At 61.4% G+C, this 23,299-nt stretch carries 17 protein-coding genes and 1 pseudogene; 16 read left to right on the plus strand and 2 right to left on the minus strand.

Going from position 1 to position 23,299, the window contains the following annotated elements; all coding sequences use genetic code 11:
* The first annotated feature begins 211 nt into the window (after window positions 1–211).
* The gene (locus TU82_RS01830) at window positions 212–5,026 is read left to right on the plus strand and encodes an NEL-type E3 ubiquitin ligase domain-containing protein (RefSeq protein ID WP_057721431.1); all 4,815 of its coding nucleotides are present in this window, start codon (window positions 212–214) and stop codon (window positions 5,024–5,026) included.
* A gap of 24 nt (window positions 5,027–5,050) precedes the next feature.
* Here TU82_RS01830 and mnmC read toward each other — a convergent pair whose 3' ends face one another.
* Window positions 5,051–7,042, minus strand: a complete 1,992-nt coding sequence (gene mnmC, locus TU82_RS01835; RefSeq protein WP_057721432.1) for a bifunctional tRNA (5-methylaminomethyl-2-thiouridine)(34)-methyltransferase MnmC2/FAD-dependent 5-carboxymethylaminomethyl-2-thiouridine(34) oxidoreductase MnmC1 — start codon at window positions 7,040–7,042, stop codon at window positions 5,051–5,053.
* Window positions 7,043–7,198: 156 nt separating this feature from the next.
* Here mnmC and pap point away from each other — a divergent pair, with 156 nt between their 5' ends.
* The 13 genes and pseudogenes from pap to TU82_RS29410 form a co-directional block, all read left to right on the plus strand.
* On the plus strand, window positions 7,199–8,713 hold the full coding sequence (pap, locus tag TU82_RS01840; RefSeq protein ID WP_057721433.1) for a polyphosphate:AMP phosphotransferase: 1,515 nt from the start codon (window positions 7,199–7,201) through the stop codon (window positions 8,711–8,713).
* Window positions 8,714–9,711: 998 nt separating this feature from the next.
* On the plus strand, window positions 9,712–10,896 hold the full coding sequence (locus TU82_RS01845) for a thiolase family protein (protein ID WP_057721434.1): 1,185 nt from the start codon (window positions 9,712–9,714) through the stop codon (window positions 10,894–10,896).
* Window positions 10,897–11,393: 497 nt separating this feature from the next.
* A complete protein-coding gene (locus TU82_RS01850; protein WP_082631959.1) occupies window positions 11,394–11,903 on the plus strand; it encodes a fimbrial protein in 510 nt (169 codons plus the stop codon).
* Window positions 11,904–11,954: 51 nt separating this feature from the next.
* Window positions 11,955–12,515, plus strand: a complete 561-nt coding sequence (locus TU82_RS01855; RefSeq protein WP_057721436.1) for a fimbrial protein — start codon at window positions 11,955–11,957, stop codon at window positions 12,513–12,515.
* A 20-nt stretch (window positions 12,516–12,535) separates the two neighbouring features.
* Window positions 12,536–15,139, plus strand: a complete 2,604-nt coding sequence (locus TU82_RS01860) for an outer membrane usher protein (RefSeq protein ID WP_156421625.1) — start codon at window positions 12,536–12,538, stop codon at window positions 15,137–15,139.
* Window positions 15,136–15,897, plus strand: a complete 762-nt coding sequence (locus TU82_RS01865) for a fimbria/pilus periplasmic chaperone (protein WP_057721437.1) — start codon at window positions 15,136–15,138, stop codon at window positions 15,895–15,897. Before TU82_RS01860 ends, TU82_RS01865 begins: the two co-directional genes overlap by 4 nt.
* A gap of 18 nt (window positions 15,898–15,915) precedes the next feature.
* Entirely contained in the window at window positions 15,916–16,497 is a 582-nt protein-coding gene (locus tag TU82_RS01870; RefSeq protein ID WP_057721438.1) for a fimbrial protein, read from the plus strand.
* 10 nt (window positions 16,498–16,507) lie between these two features.
* Window positions 16,508–16,990, plus strand: a complete 483-nt coding sequence (locus TU82_RS01875; RefSeq protein WP_057721439.1) for a fimbrial protein — start codon at window positions 16,508–16,510, stop codon at window positions 16,988–16,990.
* A gap of 13 nt (window positions 16,991–17,003) precedes the next feature.
* Entirely contained in the window at window positions 17,004–17,483 is a 480-nt protein-coding gene (locus TU82_RS01880) for a fimbrial protein (protein WP_057721440.1), read from the plus strand.
* Window positions 17,484–17,494: 11 nt separating this feature from the next.
* Window positions 17,495–18,031: a fimbrial protein gene (locus TU82_RS01885; protein WP_057721441.1), complete on the plus strand. Its 537-nt coding sequence runs from the start codon at window positions 17,495–17,497 to the stop codon at window positions 18,029–18,031.
* Window positions 18,032–18,066: 35 nt separating this feature from the next.
* On the plus strand, window positions 18,067–19,035 hold the full coding sequence (locus TU82_RS01890) for a fimbrial protein (protein WP_057721442.1): 969 nt from the start codon (window positions 18,067–18,069) through the stop codon (window positions 19,033–19,035).
* 68 nt (window positions 19,036–19,103) lie between these two features.
* Window positions 19,104–20,060 (plus strand): fimbrial protein, encoded by a 957-nt coding sequence (locus TU82_RS01895; protein ID WP_057721443.1) that lies wholly within the window; start codon window positions 19,104–19,106, stop codon window positions 20,058–20,060.
* Window positions 20,061–20,134: 74 nt separating this feature from the next.
* Window positions 20,135–20,314, plus strand: a pseudogene (locus TU82_RS29410) (EamA family transporter); the annotation flags it as partial.
* Window positions 20,315–20,826: 512 nt separating this feature from the next.
* Here TU82_RS29410 and TU82_RS01905 read toward each other — a convergent pair.
* Window positions 20,827–22,215, minus strand: coding sequence for a class II fumarate hydratase (locus tag TU82_RS01905; protein ID WP_057721445.1), 1,389 nt, complete (start codon window positions 22,213–22,215; stop codon window positions 20,827–20,829).
* A 181-nt stretch (window positions 22,216–22,396) separates the two neighbouring features.
* Here TU82_RS01905 and TU82_RS01910 point away from each other — a divergent pair, with 181 nt between their 5' ends.
* Both TU82_RS01910 and TU82_RS01915 read left to right on the plus strand, forming a co-directional pair.
* A complete protein-coding gene (locus tag TU82_RS01910) occupies window positions 22,397–22,915 on the plus strand; it encodes a DUF2059 domain-containing protein (protein WP_003175221.1) in 519 nt (172 codons plus the stop codon).
* 6 nt (window positions 22,916–22,921) lie between these two features.
* Window positions 22,922–23,215, plus strand: coding sequence for a BolA family protein (locus tag TU82_RS01915; protein ID WP_057721446.1), 294 nt, complete (start codon window positions 22,922–22,924; stop codon window positions 23,213–23,215).
* Window positions 23,216–23,299: the final 84 nt, after the last annotated feature.

Genomic DNA, 23,299 nt, shown 5'->3' on the forward strand with positions numbered 1-23,299 from the left:
GTGGCCCGCGTCGTCGGGGTGGTAGACAGGTCGAGGTTGGACGCAAATTACGGGTCATTAACGGGCTGGATCCAGCGAGTATTCGAACCCTTCGGTGGTCGCGATGGGCCTATCTTGGAGCGTCACTTATTGAGTGCTATCAAGGAAGGTTACCCATGACGACACAACACGGATCAAGCCGTTTCGGCGGGCTGGCGCCCAGGGAGGAGGCATGACGCAGGTAAGCGAAGTGATCGGCCCCCAACTGAGTGCGCAACTGCCCCGTCAGTTACTGGAGATGACTCAGGATCTGGATATTGCCCAGACGCTCATCGATATCCTGCCGGGTTGGCTGGTGCAGGCCGATCCGCAAACACTGGTCGGGATTGGACAGGCCCATGAGGACGGCGCGCCGCTACGGGAATTGGTCGGCTCACAGTTAAAAACCCTGGAGCCTCTGGATGAATTTTGCACCGAACGCCTTGAAGCCTTTCTCTTGTCCAAGGGACACACGCTGGATGTGCAGAACGATGTGCTGGAGATGCCGCATCGCACGATGACGAACCTCAACCCTGACCTGCTGGGGCCAATGACGATAACGGTAACCCTGGAAAAGCACACCCTGTTGCAGGCCGCCATGCAGAACTTCAGTGCCGCACGCGCGCAGACCAATGGCCTGGCAATTGGCGCATTGATTCGCAGCGCGGCTTCAGGCCTGGAAGTCGATTCCCTCAGCGCCCTGGAGTTTGTACGTTACTGTCGCGAGTTGGACTTGGGCGGCGCCTATCAATGGCATCTGCGTGAGGTGTTTGACCTGCCGGCTCCGCGCGACGTGTCGGCAACGAATACCGACGGGCCGGTGGCGAGGAGCATCGGCGCTCTCAAGTTGAGCGACATGCGCCTGGACCTGCATATGGCCGTGGGCAAGGGGCATGTGAGCGCGACGACTGGCGAGCTGATGCTCAAGGTGTTGAGAGGTAATGGCCAGGCTCCGCCCATCAAGGACCTGCCGATGAATGGGCGGCCGGTGACCTGGCAGGGATTGAATGTCGACCAGGCGTGCGCGTGGAGTGTGTTGGTGTTTTCCGGTGGCGCGTTGCACAGCCTGCCCACTGGGCATTGCGTGGTGTACATGCCCAATGAGCCGCAACGGCCCTGGTTTGAGTACGACACCCTCGCAGCGTTCGAGCATTACCTGTCTTCCAGCCTGCAGATACCGGCCTATCGCGAGTTTTTCAAAGGTTATCTGGATGAGTCCGAGCGCGCGGATTTCTTTGTACGCTTCGATCAACGCAATGCGGTGGAAACGCTGGAGGCAGTGTCGGTCGCCGTCAGCCTGTCGCGGTTTTTCTCCGATACCTATATCGGCAAGGCGCAACTGGACGCCAGGGTGTTGGCCGTGCCCGTGGCGGAAGTGGACGAAGAGGCTCGTACGGCACTGCTTGAACGCTATGTCGACCTGGGGTTGACGTTGGCCAATATCGCCGGTTTTTTCGTACCCGGCCTGGGGCAGTTGATGTTGGGCGTGGGGGTCGGGCAACTGCTCGGGGAAGTTTACGAAGGCGTCCAGGATTGGCGGCATCAACATAAAACTGATGCATTGACGCACTTGATCAATGTGGCCGAAGGCATCGGCTCGATGATGCTGCTGGCGGCAGGGAGCAAGGTCGTAGGGACGATGTTCACCCGCACACGCGCCTCCTCGGCAGCTTTTTTCGAGCAGTTTGACCCAGTGCAATTACCCAGTGGTCGCTCACGGCTCTGGAGGCGTGACCTGCAGCCGTATCGGCAAAGCGATGTCGGCGAGGTGCTCGCAAAGCCCGGTTACCGCGGTATCTACCAACATCGCGGGCGTTCCTACGCGGCGATTGATGGCGCGGTTTATCGGGTGTATTTCGATGCCGCGCTCAATCGCTGGCGAGTGCTCCATCCTGCGCGCGCGTCGGCCTACAGCCCGCTGCTGGAGCACAACGGCGCCGGCGGCTGGCGCCATCAGTCCGAGCAGGTGGAGCAGTGGCACAGTCCGGCGTATGTGCTGGAACGGTTGGCGCCGAGCCTGAAGTCGCTGCCGGATGGTCGACTGGATGAAATCGTCACCACAACCAACAGTCAGTTGCCGTGGTTGCGGCAGTTGGCCGAGCACAACCTGGCACTGCCGCAACGACTGGGCGACAGCGTCGCTCGCTGGCGGCAGGAGCAACTGATTCGCGACCTGATCTGGCAGTTGCAATTCCAGAGCCATACCTCGCCTGCTACGGCGCGCCTGCAAATGCTTGCATTGCCCTTGCTGGAGGGCTGGCCAAAAGGACGTTTTTTCGAGTTGCTGGACGAAGAAGGCTATTTGCTCCGACGGTTCCCCGACACGGCTCCGTTTGACTATGAGGACTTGAGCATTCACGTCAGCGAACAGCAAATCAAGGAGGGTCAGCTAATGCTCACCCTGCTTGAGGCACTGAGTCCGCAGGAGCGCCGGCAGTTGCTGGGCGCAAGCGTTCTGCCTGGCGAGGCACAAAAGGTCTTGTCGGCCCGTCTGCTGTCGGTGGTCAAGCAACACCATGGCGAGTTGTTCGAGCAGCTTTACGCCGACGATGACCCGCTCCCCCATGGCAGTGCCGGGGTACTCAAACATCAGTTCCCGCAACTGCCGACGGCAATGGCCCAAGAGCTTGTATCCCAGGCGACCTCGGTTGAACGCCTGCATCTGCGCAACGCCCGGCGGGTGCCCCTGCGCCTGGCACAGCGTGCCGTACAGGCGCTGGAAACACTCAGGGAAGACCGTGCGGTGGCAGGATTTTATTTGCCGCAACTGGCAACCGAGTCGACCGAGCGGCTGGCTGTCGCCCTGCTGGGTCGGTTGCCCGGCTGGCCGGCGGAACTGCGCGTGCAGTTGCATGACCAGAGCCTGGATGGCGCCCTGCTGGGCAAGCAGGAAAGTGCCTCGGCCAGCGTGTTGCACAAGGTGGTCAAGTCGGCACGGGGCTATCAGGCCTTTGACGAGCAGGGTCGCCCTGTGCACGAACCGCTGCCCGGCCCGTCAGGCTTTTACCAGGCGCTGCTGAGCACGCTGTGGGCGGCGCAGCGCACCCGGCTGGGCATCTATGCTTCGGGCGAGCTTGGTGCTTCGCAGTTGCAATTGAAGTTGCGTTGGCGGGTCGCAGATGAACGTGCAGAAATAGCCCGTTACCTGCGCGCGCCAGCCGAAGAGTCCTTGCCTGCGTGGCGCGACGGGTGCGTGCAGGCCGCACCGCCCGCCATCACACCGCAGCCGCGCTCACTGGTGCGCAAAGTGAAGAAATTGTTCCCGTTGTTCAATACCGACCAGGCGTCGAGTTTCATTGAAACATTGGGTGAGGATCATCTTGCGCGGGCCGAGGCAGTCAAGCGGCTGCGCACGCAATACGAAACCCTGCATTCGCTGCTCGCCACCTGGCGCAAGGATAAAGCGGCGCTGGCCAAGATCTCGGGGGCATTGCCCGACGCGCGGTTGAGTCGCAAGATCATGGCGCAACGCATCGAGGCGTGCTGGCGTCGCATGAGTGGCTTGGGTGAAAGGGCCCGCCTGGTACTCGACGAAATGCTCGGCGGGCCACTGCCTGCTTTTCCGGCCGACTTCACTATTGAGCATGTGCGCCACCTGAGCATGCGAAACATGGGGCTGGGTGATGAGGTGGCCTATTTCATCAAACATTTCCCCGGACTCAAGTCCCTGGACCTGTCCGGTAACCGCCTGAAGCACCTGCCGGCAGCCATCCCGAGCATGTCACAGCTCGAATCCCTTTATCTGGACGGCAATCAATTGGTGCTGACGGAGTACACCCGTACCAAGCTGGCGGATTTGAAGCAGCTCAAGATACTCAACCTGGCCGGCAATCCGTTGATTGACCCGCCCGGGGTGGCCAACATGCTGTACTTGCGTCAATTGATTCTGCGTGACTGCAAGCTGAAGACCTTCCCGGGGCAGATTCGGCGTTTGACCGACCTGGAACACGTCGACCTGCGCCAGAACGATATAACCGAGCTGCCGGCCTGGCTGTTCGACGAATTTCGCGAGCTCGCCCACGTCATCAACCTGCGCCACAACCCGTTGTCGGGCCCGATGCGTATCAGAGTGCTCGAACATCGACGCCGGCGCGGGGTGGGCATGGGGTTCTATGAAGATGATATAGCGCGTCTGAACGAGCAAGCCGCACGTGAACTGTGGATGCCTGACACAAGGGCGGCTGACTACGCGCAAAAAGAGGTCATATGGCGGATGCTCAGTGATGAGCCGCGCAGTGACGGACTGTTCAAGCTGCTGGCCGAGCTGGGAGGTACGGCCGATAGCCGGTATGTGCGTGAAGATATGGCGCAACGTGTGTGGCGAGTGCTTGAAGCGAGCAGCCAGCGCGCCGATCTGGCCGACGAGGTGTTTGAACGTGCCGCCACGCCGTTCAACTGCGATGATGGCGCTGCGGTGAATTTCAGCGCCTTGGAGATATTGACCGAGATCAGCGATGCGCGAAGGCTGGTCGAGGGCGGGCGGCTCGCCGCGAGGCCCTTGCTGGCGCTGGGGCGAGGCTTGTTCCGGCTTGATCGCCTGGAGAGTATTGCGCGCAGTCACAGTATCGAGCATCCGGGCACCGACCCCCTGGAGGTCAGCCTGGCCCTGCGGACCGGTTTGGCAAGCCGGTTCTATCTGCCCGGGCAGACCAGGCATATGCGCTACGCCAATCTGAGTGGCGTCACCCCGGCGGCGCTTAGCGATGCCGAGCTCAAGGTCAAGGCCGCCGAAGTGTCCCCTGAGCTCTTGCGGTTCCTCAACGAGTTGCCGTTTTGGACGGATTACCTCAAGCGTGCTTACGCCGCCCGCTTTGCGAGCCTGGACGAGCCGTTCGAGACGCGTATGCAAGAGGTGTTCGACCAAGGCTTGACGCTCAACGACGCGGATTACCGATCGCGCATGGACAGTATTCTGGCCGAGCGCAGCACGGTCGCGCAGGCGGAGATCGAACGGCTGACCCTGGCCGCCATGCGTGCTGACGAACTGGGCGTGTGCGAAATCCGCTAGGGGCTGCGCGCGGTCAATGCAGGCTCAGGGCGTGTGGCGCGATTTGCCGCGAATCAGCTCGCGCAAGGCAAACCGGTTTGGGTGGCACGCCTGGGCGACGCTGGTCGGCACGGGCAGCGGTTCGTTGTCCAGCCAAGCCGCCAGCAGTTGCGCGGATAACGGCGCGGTGATCAGGCCGCGTGAGCCATGGCCGCTGTTGATGTACAGACCGTCCAGCCAGGGGCAGGGCGTGTCGGGCACCTGTCGCGCATCCCGGGCCAGCACGCCGTAGGCCTGTGCAAACGCCTCGGCGTCGGCCAGCGGCCCGACGATGGGCAGATAGTCCGGGCTGGTGCAGCGGAAGGCGGCGCGGCCTTCCAGGGCCTCCAGCGTCTGGCTGTCGGGATGCAACGCGTGCAGCAGGGCCGGGGAGATTTCCCGCAGCAGCGCCAGGTTGTCGGCGTGTTCGGCCAGGGTGGGCGTGAGGTCACTGCTTGCGAAGTCAAAACTGGCGCCCAGGGTGTGCTCGCCCAACCGTGCCGGGGCGACATAGCCTTGGGCGCACACCACGGTGCTCAGTGACTGGCTTTGCGCGGTTTGCGCCAGGCGTGTGATCTGCCCGCGAATGCGCTTGAGCGGCAGCGCGGCGCTGAAGGGGAAGCGCTTGATTTCGGCGGCGCCTGCGAGGATCACCACGGGCGCATCGGCAATCGGCGTGTCGCCGTCCCAGGCCTGCCACCGGCCATCGACGCGTTGCAAGGTCAGAGCCTCCTGATGCAGCTTCACCTCGATATTCGGATGCCGGGCCTGCCACTCGCATAAGGCCGGCGGGTGCACCCAGCCGCCTTCGGGAAAGAACAATCCACCCTGCTCCAGCGCGATGCCGGCATGGGCTTGTGCCTGGGCCGCATCCACCGGATGCAGCAGGTCTGGTGCGAAAGCCTCGGCCAGTTGCGCCTGGCGTTCGGCCTCCCTGGTATTGAACGCCAGTTGCAGCACGCCGCAGGCGTCCCAATCGACGCCGCGCTGCAGATGTTCAAGCAGCCTGCGTGTGTAGCCAAAACCGCTGACGATCAACTGCGACAGTGCGGTACCGTGGGCCGACAGTTTCAGGTACAGCACGCCTTGGGGGTTGCCTGAGGCTTCCTGCGCCAGGGCCGCGTGACGTTCCAGCAGGCACACCTGCCAGCCGCATGCCGCCAGGCTGGCCGCCGTGCAGCAGCCGGCCAGCCCGCCGCCGATCACCAGTGCCCGGCGCTCGCCAGCGTGGGGCGTCGGGCGTGCAAACCACGGCGCAGTGGCGGCGGGCCTGGGCGTTTGCTCGGGCCAGCCGAGGAACTCGCCGCGCAGGATCTCCCACTTGTGACCAATACCCGGCGTGCGTTTCATCTTGAACCCGGCGGCATTGATCAACCGGCGCACCCAGCCGGTGCTGGTAAAGGTGCTGATGGTCGAGCCCGGTGCGGCCAGGCGCGCCAGTTCGGCGAACAGTTCGGCGGTCCACATGTCGGGATTTTTCGCCGGGGCAAAGCCGTCGAGAAACCATGCATCTATTTGCGCGTCCAGTTGCGGCAATTGTTCCAGGGCGTCGCCGATCAACAAGGTCAGGGTTACACGGCCATTGTCCAGCACCAGGCGCTGAAAGCCCTGATGGATGGCGAGGTACTGGGCCAGCAATTGTTCGGCGTAGGGTTGCAGTTCGGGCCAGAGGGCGAGGGCGCGTTGCAGGTCGGCATGGCTCAGCGGGTATTTTTCCACGCTGACGAAATGCAGGCGGGCACCGGCCACCGCCTGTTGGTCGAACAACTGCCAGGCGCACAGGAAATTCAAGCCCGTACCGAATCCGGTTTCACCGATCACCAGGCGCCCGCCTGCCGGCAAGGCCGCAAAACGCGCCTGCAAGCGGTTCTGCTCAAGGAACACATAACGGGTTTCTTCCAGGCCCGATTTATCGGAGAAGTACACGTCATCGAACGTCCGTGAGTGCGGGCGGCCTTGGTCGTCCCAGTCGAGCTGGGCGTGGGTGATCGGGTTCATGGAGGGCTCATAAAAATAACGGCAGGTGAAGACAAGGCGGCCATTCTAGCCGATCAACCGGTCTTGAATTGATCCACGGCAAGCGGCGGTTGAATTTCCCCCCGCGTGTTGTTGCCCAATCCGCTAGTCTTGAGCCATCTTGAAACGGAGCTGCCCATGTTCGAATCCGCCGAAATCGGTCACGCCATCGACAAAGACACCTACGACGCCGAAGTGCCGGCCCTGCGCGAAGCGTTGCTTGAGGTGCAGTACGAGCTGCAGCAGCAGAAACGCTTCCCGGTGATCATCCTGATCAACGGCATCGAGGGGGCGGGCAAGGGCGAAACCGTCAAGCTGCTCAATGAGTGGATGGACCCGCGCCTGATCGAAGTGCGCACCTTCGACCAGCAGACCGATGAAGAACTGGCGCGCCCGCCGGCCTGGCGTTATTGGCGACAACTGCCGGCCAAGGGGCGCATGGGGATTTTTTTCGGCAACTGGTACAGCCAGATGCTGCAAGGCCGCGTGCATGGGCAGATCAAGGACGCGCGCCTGGACCAGGCCATCGCCGGTGCCGAGCGCCTGGAAAAGATGCTCTGCGACGAAGGCGCGCTGATCTTCAAGTTCTGGTTCCACCTGTCCAAGAAACAGATGAAGGCGCGCCTCAAGGCCCTGGCCGATGACCCGCTGCACAGCTGGCGCATCAGCCCGCTGGACTGGCAGCAGTCCAAGACCTACGACAAGTTCGTGCATTTCGGCGAGCGCGTGCTGCGCCGTACCAGTCGCGACTATGCGCCGTGGCATGTGATCGAGGGCGTCGACCCGCATTACCGTGGGCTGACCGTGGGCAAGATTCTGCTCGAGGGCCTGCAAAGCGCGTTGAAGCAGGCCAAGGTCAAGGCCAGTGGCATGAACCCGGCGCCGCTGCCGTCGTCGGTGGACCAGATGAGCCTGCTCAACAGCCTCGACATGAGCCTGCGCCTGGACAAGGACGATTACGAAGAGCAGCTGATTACCGAGCAGGCACGCTTCTCCGGCCTGATGCGCGACAAACGTATGCGCCGGCACGCGCTGGTCACCGTCTTTGAAGGCAACGACGCGGCCGGCAAGGGTGGAGCGATCCGTCGGGTGGCGGCCGCGCTGGACCCGCGCCAGTACCACATCGTGCCGATTGCCGCACCGAGCGAGGACGAGCGCGCCCAGCCGTACCTGTGGCGGTTCTGGCAGAAGATCCCGGCGCGGGGCATGTTCACCGTGTTCGACCGCTCCTGGTACGGTCGTGTGCTGGTGGAGCGCATCGAAGGCTTCTGCACCCCGGCGGACTGGATGCGCGCCTATGGCGAGATCAATGATTTCGAAGAGCAGTTGCGCGATGCCGGTGTGATCGTGGTCAAGTTCTGGCTGGCCATCGACAAGGACACTCAGCTGGAACGCTTCAAGGCTCGCGAGGAAATTCCGTTCAAGCGCTTCAAGATTACCGAAGACGACTGGCGCAACCGTGACAAGTGGGACGACTATCGCGCGGCGGTAGGCGACATGGTGGATCGCACCAGCACCGAGGTGGCGCCCTGGACGTTGGTGGAAGCCAACGATAAGCGCTGGGCGCGGGTCAAGGTGTTGCGCACGATCAACCGGGCGTTGGAAGACGCGTTCGAGAAGTCCGACAAGCACGACAAAAAGAAAAAGAAATAGCCTGAACCTCACTCGGTCCAACTGTGGGAGGGGGCTTGCCCCGATAGCGGTGTGTCAGTCGATAGATTTTTGACTGACCCGCCGCCATCGGGAGCAAGCCCCCTCCCACAGTTGGTCTGCGCACAACAGATAGACTGCCTGCGCGCCCATGCTTTCGCCAAAACCGACGAGTACGACAAGAAGAAATAGCCTGAACCTCACTCGGTCCAACTGTGGGAGGGGGCTTGCCCCGATAGCGGTGTGTCAGTCGATAGATTTTTGACTGACCCGCCGCCATCGGGAGCAAGCCCCCTCCCACAGTTGGTCTGCGCACAACAGATAGACTGCCTGCGCGCCCATGCTTTCGCCAAAACCGACGAATACGACAAGAAGAAATAGCCTGAACCTCACTCGGTCCACCTGTGGGAGGGGGCTTGCCCCGATAGCGGTGTGTCAGTCGATAGATTTTTGACTGACCCGCCGCCATCGGGAGCAAGCCCCCTCCCACAGTTGGTCTGCGCACAACAGATAGACTGCCTGCGCGCCCATGCTTTCGCCAAAACCGACGAGTACGACAAGAAGAAATAGCCTGAACCTCACTCGGTCCAAATGTGGGAGGGGCTTGCCCTCGATAGCGGTGTGTCAGTCGATAGATTTTTGACTGACCCGCCGCCATCGGGGGCAAGCCCCCTCCCACATTTGGTCTGCGCACAACAGATAGACTGCCTGCGCGCCCATGCTTTGCCAAAACCGACGAATACGACAAGAAGAAATAGCCTGAACCTCACTCGGTCCAACTGTGGGAGGGGGCTTGCCCTCGATAGCGGTGTGTCAGTCGATAGATTTTTGACTGACCCGCCGCCATCGGGGGCAAGCCCCCTCCCACATTTGGTCTCCACAGATCATATAGACCGGTCTGTCCGGCCTCCATGCTTTCGCATCCATGCAGTGAATGATCATCGCGGTCAGCCAGGCCCGCCTCTATCCTCGATCCAAAACCACAAGATCGAGGTAGCCCCATGCGTGAAGTAGTGATCGTCGACAGCGTGCGAACCGGCCTGGCCAAGTCCTTTCGCGGCAAGTTCAACCAGACTCGCCCTGATGACATGGCGGCCCATTGCGTCAACGCGCTGCTGGCCCGCAATGGCATCGACCCGGCCACGGTCGAGGATTGCATCGTCGGCGCCGGCTCCAACGAAGGGGCCCAGGGCTACAACATCGGACGCAATGTGGCGGTGCTGTCGCAACTGGGCACCGGTACGGCGGGCATGACCCTCAACCGGTTCTGTTCGTCGGGCCTGCAGGCGATTGCGATTGCGGCCAACCAGATTGCCTCGGGTTGCAGCGACATCATTGTCGCCGGCGGCGTGGAATCCATCAGCCTGACCATGAAAAGCGTCAACACCGACCACCTGATCAACCCGCTGCTCAAGGAACAGGTGCCGGGCCTCTACTTTCCCATGGGCCAGACCGCCGAAATCGTCGCGCGGCGCTATGACGTCAGCCGCGAGGATCAGGACCTGTACGCGCTGCAAAGCCAGCGCCGTACGGCCCAGGCCCAGGCGGATGGGCTGTTTGACGATGAAATCGTGCCGATGGCGGTCAAGTACATCGTCGAAGACAAGCACACCGGCCACACACAGGTGCTCGATGGCGTGGTTGACCGCGACGACTGCAATCGCCCCGACACCACCCTGGCCAGCCTCAGTGGCCTGAAACCGGTGTTTGCCGAAGACGGTTCGGTGACGGCGGGTAACTCGTCGCAGTTGTCCGACGGTGCGTCGATGACCCTGGTGATGAGCCTGGAAAAAGCCCTCGCGTTGGGGCTCAAGCCCAAGGCGTTCTTTCGCGGGTTTACCGTGGCCGGTTGCGAGCCGGATGAAATGGGCATCGGCCCGGTGTTCTCGGTGCCCAAACTGCTTAAGGCCAAAGGCTTGCAGATCGCGGATATCGATCTGTGGGAGCTCAACGAAGCGTTTGCCTCGCAGTGCCTGTATGCGCGTAACCGCCTGCAAATCGACAATGCCAGGTACAACGTCAACGGCGGCTCGATCTCTATCGGCCACCCGTTCGGCATGACCGGCTCGCGGCAGGTGGGGCACTTGGTGCGTGAGTTGCAGCGGCGCAATCTGCGTTACGGCATCGTCACCATGTGCGTGGGCGGCGGCATGGGCGCAACCGGGTTGTTTGAAGCTGTGCGCTAGGCATTGATGAGGGGCGCGCACACTATCGGAGGGGGAGCGTTGCTCCCTCTTTTTGCCTCTGCCGTTCGATAAATCTCCTTTAACTTCGACTAAATACTTAGTTTCAAAAACCCCGTTAGGTTTGTTGTCTCAGGCGGCATGTAGTCATATTCTTACGGACGTCTCCAGCGCTAAATAATTCTCATCTAACTTGTGTGTAGTCCTGTTCCTTCAGTCGTTTTCAAAGTTTTGGCAAATCGCCATAATTTTCCTGCAAGCCTTGATATTCAAAGGCTACATCATTAAGAGAAACAGCTGGCTTACTTACTCAAGTGTGAAGTGGACACTTGCCCGGCGTTGAACGTACTTCTGAAATGCAATACAAAAAGTTGGAAAAGCACGTCAGAAGAACGTCCTCGATGCATGGGTCGTACCGCTCGTTTAATCAGCCCTGCGCCTGCCGGTGCAAGGCTCCTTAATGACATTTGTTAAGTGGGAATCTGTAGATGAAAACCAAAATGAAAACTGTGCTGTTGTCTGTCGGTCTGCTGGCGGGTTCGATGTCGATGGCGCACGCGGCGGATGGAACGGTGACGTTTATCGGGTCGGTCCACTCAGGGGCCTGCTCCATCAAGCCTGACTCCGTCGACCAGACCGTTCGCCTGGGCGCGATTGCCAAGCATCAGTTACAGGCAGGTGGCAAGTCGGAAGCCCGACGCGTGCTGATCGAACTGGAAGGTTGCGACCTTGCCGGCCTCACGGACAACACGGTCACCACGACCTTCACCGGCGCGCCATCCACGGTGGTGCCGGGTGCCATCGGCACGGTCGGCGGTGCAGGCAACCTGGGCATCATGATGACCCATGGCGGTGACCTCGTTAAGTTGGGTGTTCCTACCAACCCGCAAGTCATCAGCGCGGGTGATAACACGCTGGAGTTTGGTGCCTACGTACAGGGCGCCGCCACGGGGGACATCATTCCCGGCGACTTCAGCGCGGTCACCAATTTCACTTTGGCTTATCAGTAAGTTTCGCCCCCGCCACCCTGTGTGGCGGGGGGATGCTGACGGGAGATCCAGGTGAACACATTCATGCGTCTGGCTATCGCCTCTTCATTAACGACGTTCATCAGCCCTTGCGTGGTCGCCCAGGCGTCTGCGCAAGGCGATGGGGTCGTGTTGCTGGGGGGCGAAGTGGTTGATTCCGCCTGCGGGCTGGAACTGGCCAGTGTCGATCAAACCATCGAGATGCCGCCCGAACCGGTGGGTCGGCTCTTGCGCAACACGCGGGGCGAAGATCATCCCTTTCAGTTACGTCTGGTCAATTGCTCATTGACCCGCCCGGACCCGTCGCGGCCAGGTACAAACCTGCCGGATTGGGAACACATGCGCGTGACGTTCGAAGGCCCCACCGACAGGGCAGGGCTGTCCTTCGCCGTGTCTGGCGACTCGCAGGGTGTTGCCCTGCACATCGTCGACGCCGCCGGCCAGGAAAGTCTGCCGGGGCAACGCATGGCCCCGGTGCCGTTGGCCGAAGGTGACATGACCCTCAACTACCGATTTTTCCTGGTCGGCAACGGCTTGCCATTGGTGGTCGGGGCTCACAGTGCCGCGGTGCGGTTCAAGTTGGAATACTTTTGAACAGTGATGGACAGGCTTGCATGTTGAATACGTCGAAGATCAAAAATACGCTTCGCCCCGGGCTGTTCGGCGGGTTGATGTCACTGGCGGGCACTGCACTGGGCGCTGGGGATATCGAGTTCAATACCGACGTGCTCGATCTGAGCGATCGCGCCAATATTGACTTGTCTCAATTTGCGCGCAGCGGATTCATTCTGTCCGGCACTTACTCGATGGCGGTGCACCTCAATGCCCAGCCTATTGCTGAACAATCGGTAGCGTTCTATCCCCCCGATAACGACCCTAAGGGCAGCCAGGCTTGTTTGTCGCACAGTCTGGTCGAGCAACTGGGCCTGAAAGTGTCCGAAGCCGGCAAATTGCTGTGGTGGAAGGACGGCGAGTGCCTGGATATAACCAGCTTGCCCGGCGTGGAGGTCAGTGGTGATTTGGCCACCTCCGCCCTGAGCATCAACGTGCCCCAGGCCTACCTTGAATACAACGCTATCAATTGGGACCCGCCTTCCCGATGGGATGAAGGCGTGCCGGGGCTGTTGGTGGACTACAGTCTGACGGCGCAGTCCAATTACCAGCGCAACGATAGCCAGCGCCAAAATCTCAGTGGTAATGGCACCGTCGGGGCCAATGCCGGTGCCTGGCGTCTCAGGGCGGATTGGCAGGGGCGGGTGGAGAGCGGCCGGCAGGAGGCGGCCGGCCCGCAAAAGCTGGAGTGGAGCCGCTACTACGCGTATCGCGCCATTCCGGCCTTGAAGGCGCGCCTGGTAGTGGGTGAGAGCTACCTGTATTCGGACCTGTTCGACAGCTTCCGCTTCACCGGTGCCGCGCTCAATTCGGATCAAAGCCAGCTGCCGCCCAACTTGCGCGGTTACGCGCCGGAAGTGGTCGGCGTGGCCAAGACCAACGCCAAAGTCATCATCAGCCAGCAGGGCCGTGTGCTCTACGAAACCCTGGTGGCGGCGGGCCCCTTTCGCATTCAGGACCTCAATGATGCAGTGACCGGCAAGCTGGATGTGCGGGTGGAAGAACAAGACGGTTCGGTCCATACCTTCCAGCTCAATACGGCCGGCGTGCCCTACCTGACGCGCCCTGGTCAAGTGCGTTACAAGCTGGCGAGCGGGCGACCGTCCAATCTTCAGAATGGCTCCGATGGCGCGTTCTTCGGTACCGGGGAGTTTTCCTGGGGCGTGAGCAATGGCTGGTCGTTGTTCGGCGGCGGTATCACCGATAACAACTATCGGGCGTTATCCGTGGGTGCCGGGCGGGACTTGCTGGCGTTCGGCGCCGTCTCGCTGGATGTCACGCAGTCCCGTGCCAACGTGTGGAACGAGACCCTCTCGGGTAAATCCTACCGGCTTCAATATTCGAAGAACTTCGAAGAGTACGACAGCCAGGTGACCTTCGCCGGCTACCGCTTTTCCGAGAAGAACTTCCTGAGCATGAGCGAATACCTGGATGCCCGGCATTACGGGTTGAACGGCGAACTCGGCGGGCGTGGGGATTATCGCGACCCCAACGAGGGATGGAAGCCTATCGGTGGCAGCAAGGCGCTGTATACGGTGACGGTCAACAAGCAGTTTCGTGACCTGGGCGCCACCGTCTACGCCAGTTACAACAAACAGACCTACTGGGACCGGCCGGACACGCATCGCTGGAACCTGTCGCTGTCGCGCTACTTCAATGTGGGCACGGTCAAGAACATGAGCCTGTCCCTGAACATGTACCGCACCCAGGAATATAACTACAAGGATAACGGCATGGCGCTGACGGTCAGCCTGCCGTTGGGGCGTACCGGCACACTCTCGCTGGATGCCAATCGCGCCGCCGGCAAGAACAGCTTTGCGTCGCGCTACAGCGATCGCTTCGATGAGCGCAACAGCTACCAGCTCAGTGCCAGCGACACGTCCGCCAGCGGTTACCTGAGCCATATGGGCGACCATGCCGACATCGACGTGAGCGCCAGCCGGCAACAGGGCGGCTCCAGCAGCCTCGGTGTCTCCGCGCGCGGCGGTGCCACGCTCACGGCCCATGGTGCGGCGCTGCATCGAACCACCAGCACCGGCGGTACCCGCCTGATGGTCGATACCGCCGGCGTGCCCGATGTGCCGGTGCGCGGTTATGGCGCGCCGACTCGCAGCAATGCCTTCGGCAAGGCCGTGATCTCGGATATCAGCAGCTATCAGCGTACCGCGGCCAGCGTGGATCTGGAGCGCCTGCCGAGCAATGTCGAAGCCACTCAATCGGTCACGCAATTGACGCTCACCGAAGGGGCAATCGGTTATCGCTCGCTGGATGTGATTGCCGGTGAAAAGGCCATGGCGGTACTGCGCCTGGCGGATGGCAGCGTGCCGCCCTTCGGCGCGACGGTGCAGAACCTCAAGCAGCAGGACACCGGCATTGTCAATGACGGTGGCGAGGTCTACCTGAGCGGCATCCAGGCCGGCGAGCAGATGACCGTCAGTTGGGGCGGCGACGCACGCTGCCTGCTCACGCTGCCTGCCACGTTACCTGCCGATGGGTTGACCGATGCCCTGCAACTGCGCTGCCAGCCGGTAGCCGCCGAACCCTCCTTGCCCGAGCCCGCCGGGCTGTCCGGCACGCCTATTGATACGGAGAACACAGCCTCATGATGCCGAACACACGTCCCCTATTCCCGACTTTCGCGCTGTTGACCCTGGCCTTGAGCCAAAGCGCCAACGCTGCGGTGGGCCTGGACCGTACCCGCGTGATTTTCGACGGTGGCAAAGATGCTACCAGCGTGAACATCACCAACAACAATACCCAGTTGCCCTATCTGGCCCAGGGCTGGATCGAGGATGAAACCGGTAAAAAAATCACCACGCCGTTGATCGTGCTCCCGCCGGTGCAACGCCTGGAGCCGGGTAAACAAAGCCAGGTGAAGGTCCAGGCGTTGCCGGCGGCCAAGTTGCTGCCCCAGGATCGGGAGACGGTGTATTACTTCAACCTGAGGGAGATTCCGCCGCGCAGCGATAAGTCCAACACCCTGCAGATCGCCCTGCAAACCCGCATCAAGCTGTTCTACCGCCCGCAAGCCATCGAGCCGAGCCAGCAGGACCTGTCCAACCCGTGGCAGCAAAAACTGACCCTGACCCGCGAGGGCGATCAATACCGCGTGAATAACCCCACGCCGTACTACGTGACGCTGGTGGATGCGCGTAACAGCAAGGACGGCAAGACCGTGCCGGGTTTCGTGCCACTGATGGTGCCCCCCAAAGGCACCCTGGTTCTGGGGCCTACCGCCAAGGCCATGGGTACAACCCCGTATCTGGCTTATGTGAACGATTACGGCGGCCGTCCGCTCCTGGCTTTCACCTGCACGGGCGATACCTGCGCAGTGAACCCGCAGGCCGTGCCGGCGAATGAGTAAGGGGGGCTGGAGAACGTCATGAAGTCGCGAAAAGTGAAGGTCCTGGGCGGTCTGTTATGGGCCCTGGCGGTGAGCGCACAGGCCGCCGATGAGGACGATATCGAAGGCATGAGCGGCCTGCTGAATGTGCTCGGGTCCATGCATGAGTCGCCTTGCAGCCTGGAAATGACGTCGCTGCATCAGACCGTCGACCTGGACGCCGTCTCGACCAGCCAGTTGCAACGGCCCGGTGACCAGGCCACCCCCAAGGCTTTTCAACTGCGGTTCACCGATTGCCTGCGCACCGCCGGCCGTATACGCAATGAACGTACGGGCAACCTGACCTGGAGTGCTTACCAACCGGTGCTGTCGGTTACGTTCGAGGCGCCGGCCGATGCCGACGATCCACGGCTGGTCAAAGTGCAGGGCATCACCGGCATGGGCCTGCAATTGACCGACGCCCTCGGCCGCGACGTGCAGTTGGGCACCCGGGGCCAGCCGCTGTTCATGCCCGTGGGTCGCAATACCCAGACCTGGAATGTACGGCCCACGCGCACCGCTGCGCCGTTGATCAGCGGGCCATTCAGGGCCGTGGTGGATTTCAGGCTCACTTATGAGTAAGGGTGCAACGATGGCTAAATCAATCGGCCTGATTGCCGGCGGTGTGTGGCTGGCGGTCAGCCAGGGCCTGCAGGCCGACACCAGTTTGACTATTCGCGCGGTGATCATTGCGCCCCCGCCGTGCGTGATCAATGGCGGCAGCACGCTTGACGTGCCGTTCGGCAATGACCTGCTGACGTCACGGGTTGACGGGGTCAATTACCGTCGCGGGGTGCCGTATACCGTCACCTGCAGTTCCCCGTTCAGCAATGCCTTGACCCTGGAGCTCAAGGGCACGGCGGCGGCGTTTGACAACCGTGTGCTCGCCACCCGCAAAGCGGACCTGGGCGTCCGGTTGTTTGTGAATGGTGCTGACTGGCCGCTGAATACGGCGGTGAATTTCACCTATCCCAATTTTCCCGTGGTGCAGGCGGTGCCGGTCAAACGTGCGGGCAGCAAGCTGACCGGCGGAGCCTTCGATGCCGCCGCGACCCTGGTGGTCGATTACCAATGACGAGGAATGATCAATGACATTTTGGCAGCAGCGAGCATTGCTCACCTTGTGTTGCATCGGCCTGTGCAGTGGCGCGTCGGCCAACGTGACCTTCAGCGGAACGCTGAACGAACCGCCTCCCTGCACGATCGATGCGGGCAACACCCTTGAGATTGACTTTGGCGATGTCGGGGTAAAACGCGTCGACGGGGAGAGGTATCGCAGAGGGGTTGGCTACGCGATCAGTTGCGGCACCGACACCCTGCCATGGGCATTGAAACTGAGCGTCAACGGCACCCCCACGGCGTTTGACGGTTCAGCGGTGCAGACCAGCGTGCCTGCGCTGGGCATTCGGGTGTTTCAGAACAACCTGCCGTTTGCCCTCAATACGCCTCTGGACATCACCCTGTCGTCACCGCCGACCCTGGAGGTAGTGCCCGTGCAGCAACCGGGTGCAACGCTGCCTCCCGCCAGGTTCACAGCGGTGGCCACGTTGTTGGCCGAATATCAGTAGGAGCTGAATCGATGCGATATCAAAGGGTTCAAACGGCAGGCCTGGCCGTCCTGCTCGGCGTCGGCCTGATCCCCCTGGGGCAGGCGGCGGACAATTTGCGTTTCAAAGGCAACCTGGTTGAAGAGGCCTGCACCCTGCGCCCCGGCGACGAGGCCATCACGCTGGAACTCTGGGACCTCACCAGCAAGTACCTCTATCTCAACACGCGCTCGGTGGGTAAGCGTTTCAAGCTGCACCTGGAAGACTGCGACACCACGATCGGCAACTCGGTGACCATCACCTTCGGTGGCGCCGAGAACAGAGAGCTTCCCGGCTTGCTCGCGCTGGACGGTGGCAGCGGAGCCTCCGGCATTGGCGTCGGCATGGAGACGCTGAGCGACAAACCCTTGCCCTTGAATACCGTCAGCGACAAACAGGTGTTGAGCGACGGCAGCAATGCCATCGAGCTCAAGGCTTATGTGCAGGGCGAGCCGACCGCCATCCAGGATCAAACCATCGGGCACGGTGCCTACACGGTGACCTCAACTTTTACGCTGGATTATCCATAGGCTGTGGCCGGGTGGCGGAACAACGAGAGAACAAGATGAAACGACTCTATGGCGCCATAGCGCTTCTTGTACTGCTGGGTGTTAGCACGGCCGTGCGAGCAGCTGATTGCCGCGTTAATAGCGGGGCATGGCAATATGTTGGCAACGGTGGGATCCTGAACCTGCAGGTCCCCGTCAATGTAAGCGTGGGCTCGGACAGTACTCGTCTGATCCTGGAAGGTGCACGGCTGGAGTGTCGATTTACGCCTTCGCCTGCTCACCCTACGCGCATAGACTTTTGGGGAACGTCTGCGCAAGCCGGTTCCCCCTGGGTGCCCGGTCCGAAATTTTCCGGCCAGGGTACTGGCTTGCGCATCAATGGCGCGTTTTATAACACTCCTGTGCCGTTTAATATCCATATCGCCACCATGCCTAATAACGGTGGGGCGTATCCCATCCAGGTAGCCCCGTATATCTTGCTGCGAAACGACCCGAGCAACCCTATCGACGTTCAAAGAGGGGATGTCCTGGGCGCGTTAAATCTCCACCAGACCAACAATTACAATCCGGGAAGTACGAGGCTCGTATTGACGTACATCGCCGCGAACAACTTCGGCATCTCTCCATCGACCTGCACGATCAACAATAACAATCCCATCGAGATCAACTTCGGCACCGTGAATCAACGGGCCATTGGTACTGACCCGCTGACAACCTCGATAGTCAGCCACCGCAGACTCACCTACTCATGTCCAGTCGGCGGGATCAATACACCGATCACCATTACTTACAAAGGCAGCCCATCGTCGTTCGACTCACGCTTGTTGCTGATGAACAATCCGGACGTGGGCACAGCGCTTATGCGCGCGGGTTCAACGGTACCTGTGAACGGTTCGTTCCTGACCCGTATCACCAACAGCGTAGGCGGGGACGATGTGACGTTTGCCCTTGTGCGGCGTAACGGGGCGCTGCCGAGCGCGGGGGCCGTTAGCGGGAGTGGTGTGCTGGTGATGGGAGTGCCCTGATGCATAAGACCAAGCCCGCTCACACAGGGGGATACGCTGTTTTTTTCAGACGTTCGAGAGAGTTCAGGATGAAACGATTATCAGGGGCCTTCGGGCTACTTGTTCTGGCGGGTGTGGCGACCACCGCGCACGCTGTCGATTGCCGTGTCAATGGGGGCCCCTGGCAGAATGGCAACCCGAACCTGCAGGTCCCGGTTACCGTCACCCTGAGCGCAGACCGCAGCAGGATCATGCTGGAGGGCGCAAGGCTGGAATGCCGATTCACCTACAGCGGCGGCCCCGCCTGGCACGCTGACTTTTGGGCGAGTGGGAGTGCGGCAGGCACTGCGTGGACGCCCGGCCCGAAATTTGTCCGTGAAGGAACCGGGTTGCGAATCAATGGATCCTTCTACAACACGCCGGTGCCGTCGGGTATCGGCATAGCCACCATCCCCAATAACGGAACCTTTTATCCGATCGATGTCACGCCCTATATTTTGCTACGCAACTATCCGTCCAACCCGTTCGATGTGCGAATCGGCGATAACCTCGGTCTGTTGCGCCTCACCAGTTCGAACAACTACGACGGCACCCGGCCGCAACTTACGGTCACCTATACCGCCGCCAACAACTTCACCGTCTCCCCGTCGACCTGCACGATCAACAACAACATTCCCATCGAGATCAATTTCGGCAACGTGCACCAGCGGGGGATAGGCACCGACCCGCTGACATCGTCCATTATCAGCAACCGCAGGCTGACCTATTCGTGCCCGGATGGCGGGATCAATACACCCATCACCATCACGTACAAAGGCACCCGCTCCGCGTTCGATTCACGCCTGCTGATGATGACCAATGCCGATGTGGGCACAGCCCTCGTGCGCAGCGGGTCTGCCGTACCGGTCAACGGTTCGTTCCTGACCCGCATCACCAACAGCACGGGCGCGGACGACGTGACGTTTTCCCTGGTGCGTCGAGCGGGCTCGTTGCCGGCCGCCGGCCCCATCAGCGGCAGCGGGGTGCTGGTGATGGGCGTGCCATGAACACTGCGTGATACCCAAAGGGCACCGCATGCCCCTAGAATGCCGGTCCACTTCCTCTGGCATCTGGGGCACTCATGCACATCTCTTCGGGCCGCTGGGTCTACGGTTTTCTCCTGACCCTGTTGACCGCGCTGCTCTGGGGTATTTTGCCGATCAAGCTCAAACAGGTCCTTCAGGTGATGGATCCGATCACGGTGACCTGGTTTCGCCTGATCGTCGCGGGCAGTTGCCTGTTTGTTTACCTGGCCCTGACGCCGTTGGTGACCTTTGTGGCCGTGGCCCTGGCGGCGTGGCTGTGGCCGGATAGATCAACGCCCTGGGTTATTTTGGCGCGCTGGTGGTAGTGATGGGCTCGGCGCTGGTGGCGCTGGCGCCTTCATTGATGGCGGGACTCAGGGCCCGGCGTGCGCGGTTGGTCTAGGTGCATGACGATCCAAATGTGGCAGGGGGCTTGCCCCCGATGGCGGCCTCAGGACCGACCAGGATGTTGGATCAGATCGAGTACATATCCGCTTCTGCGGTCACGGCCACTTAGGGTTCCGCTTTTACAGCGGCTCACTTTTGAAAAGCGCAAAAATAAGCAAAACGCTCTTGCCCCACCACTCGGCACCTCGCCTGCGTTCGGCCAGCGTGGTTTAACGGGGCGCCCAAGATCAAAAGCAAAAGCGCGGCGGCCTTAGAACCGACCGGTATTTTGTGTCAATCCCGGTGCAAATGTGGGAGGGGGCAAGCCCCCTCCCACATTTGATTACCACAACCTTTGGTCTCAGTGCCCGGCTTCCAGCATGTTTTCCGGGCGTACCCACTGATCGAACTCGGCGTCGGTGAGGTAGCCCAGCTCCAGCGCCGCCTCCCGTAGCGTCAGCCCTTCGGCATAGGCCTTCTTGGCGATCTGCGCGGACTTGTCGTAGCCGATATGCGGGTTGAGGGCGGTCACCAGCATCAGCCCACGTTCCAGGTGCTTGGCCATCTGTTCGGCGTCAGGCTCCAGGCCGGCGATGCAGTGTTCCTGGAAGTTGTTGCAGCCATCGGCCAGCAGGCGGATCGATTCCAGCAGGTTGTGGATGATCACCGGTTTGTACACGTTGAGCTGCAAGTGCCCTTGGCTCGCGGCAATGCCGATGGTCACGTCGTTGCCCAGTACCTGACAGGCCAGCATCGACAGCGCTTCGCACTGGGTCGGGTTGACCTTGCCGGGCATGATCGAGCTGCCGGGTTCGTTGGCCGGCAGCTTGACTTCGGCCAGCCCGGCGCGAGGGCCTGAGCCGAGCAGGCGCAGGTCGTTGGCAAGTTTCATCAAGGCCACGGCCAGGGTTTTCAGTGCGCCGTGCAAGGTCACCAGCGGCTCATGGCCGGAGAGGGCGGCGAATTTGTTGGGCGCGGTGACGAACGGCAGGCCCGACAGTGCGGCCAGCTCGGCGGCGATCGCTTCGCCAAAGCCATGGGGTGAATTGAGCCCGGTGCCCACGGCGGTACCGCCCTGGGCCAGCTCGCACACGGCGGGCAGGGCGCTGCGGATGGCGCGTTCGGCGTAGTCCAGTTGGGCAATAAACGCCGAGATTTCCTGGCCGAAGGTAATCGGCGTGGCGTCCATCATGTGGGTGCGGCCGGTCTTGACCAGTTTCATGTGCCGCGCCGCCAGCTCCGCCAGGCCGCCGGACAGCAGCGTGATGGCCGGCAACAGCTGTTCGTGCACTGCCTTGACGGTGGCGATGCTCATGGCGGTGGGGAAGCAGTCGTTGGAACTCTGGGAACGGTTGACGTGATCGTTGGGGTGCACCGGGCTCTTGCCGCCGCGGTTGCCGCCGGCCAGTTCATTGGCGCGCCCGGCGATCACTTCGTTGGCGTTCATGTTGCTCTGGGTGCCGCTGCCGGTCTGCCACACCACCAGGGGGAACTGGTCGTCATGCTGGCCGTCGAGGATTTCATCGGCGGCCTGTTCGATCAGGCGGGCGATATCGGCCGGCAGGTCGCCGTTGCGGTCGTTGACCCGCGCGGCAGCCTTCTTGATCAGGGCCAGGGCATGCAGCACCGCCAGCGGCATGCGCTGCTCGCCGATGGCAAAATTCACCAGCGAACGTTGGGTCTGGGCGCCCCAGTAAGCGTCATCCGGGACATGGACTTCTCCCAGGCTGTCGGTTTCGATACGGCTCATCGGGCACACTCCTTCAGGTTCGTTTGCGCAGTTTAGGCTGTGATTGGCCAAGGGGGTTCCATAAAAGACGTTTCATCGATCAAACCACACCCGACACGCCCCGGGGTTGAGCCGCGAGGTTTTTTAGGCGCAGAATGGTCGCCCTTGGGGTCTTACCTCGCCTGCTAGAAAAGGAAACTCGATGACTCGTCTTCGTGCCATCTGTACCGCGGTTGCTCTGGTTTGCGCCAGCGGCCAGGTTTTTGCCGATACCGCCAGCCACAACGCCAGTGCCGAAGCCTTCCTTACCCTGGCCCACGCTGACAAGCTGGGTACCCCGGTGTACATGCAAGTGCAACAAATGTTCGCCCAGCGTTTCGAGCAGACCAAGGCGCCTGCCGCCAAACAGTCCGTCCTCGACAGCTACCAGGCCAAGGCCAACGCCGCGTTGGACCAGGCTATCGGCTGGCCGAAGCTGAAACCGGACATGGTCAAGCTCTACACCACCAATTTCAGCGAATCCGAGCTCAAGGACCTGGTTGCCTTCTACCAGTCGCCGCTGGGCAAGAAAGTCCTGGAAAAAATGCCGCAGCTGACCCAGCAATCGGCTCAAATGACCCAGGCCAAGCTGGAAAGCGCCGTGCCGGTGGTGAACAAGCTGTTGGAAGACATGACCAACGAGCTGGCGCCAAAAGCCGCCGCACCCGCCAAGAAGAAGTAAGCAGCAATGACTATGCAACAGCGTATCGAAACGGCGCTTGCCGCCCTGGCCCCGGAACACTTGAGTGTGTTGGATGAGAGCCACATGCACAGCCGTGGGTTGCAGACCCACTTCAAGGCCGTGCTGGTCAGCCAGCAGTTCGAGGGGCTTAACCGCGTCAAGCGCCACCAGAAGGTCTACGCCACCCTGGGTGACCTGATGAGCGAGTTTCATGCGCTGGCGCTGCATACCTACACGCCTGAGGAATGGGCGCAGATCGACGCAGCCCCGGCCTCGCCGACCTGCGCCGGCGGGCATTGAGCGCAGCCTCGACCCGCGTGAGCGGGTCGGGGCGATGCCAGTAACCCGACACACAAAACATCCTCCAGCACCACCTCGCTCTCC

It is taken from the genome of Pseudomonas orientalis (assembly GCF_001439815.1).
Classification (GTDB): Bacteria; Pseudomonadota; Gammaproteobacteria; order Pseudomonadales; family Pseudomonadaceae; genus Aquipseudomonas; species Aquipseudomonas orientalis.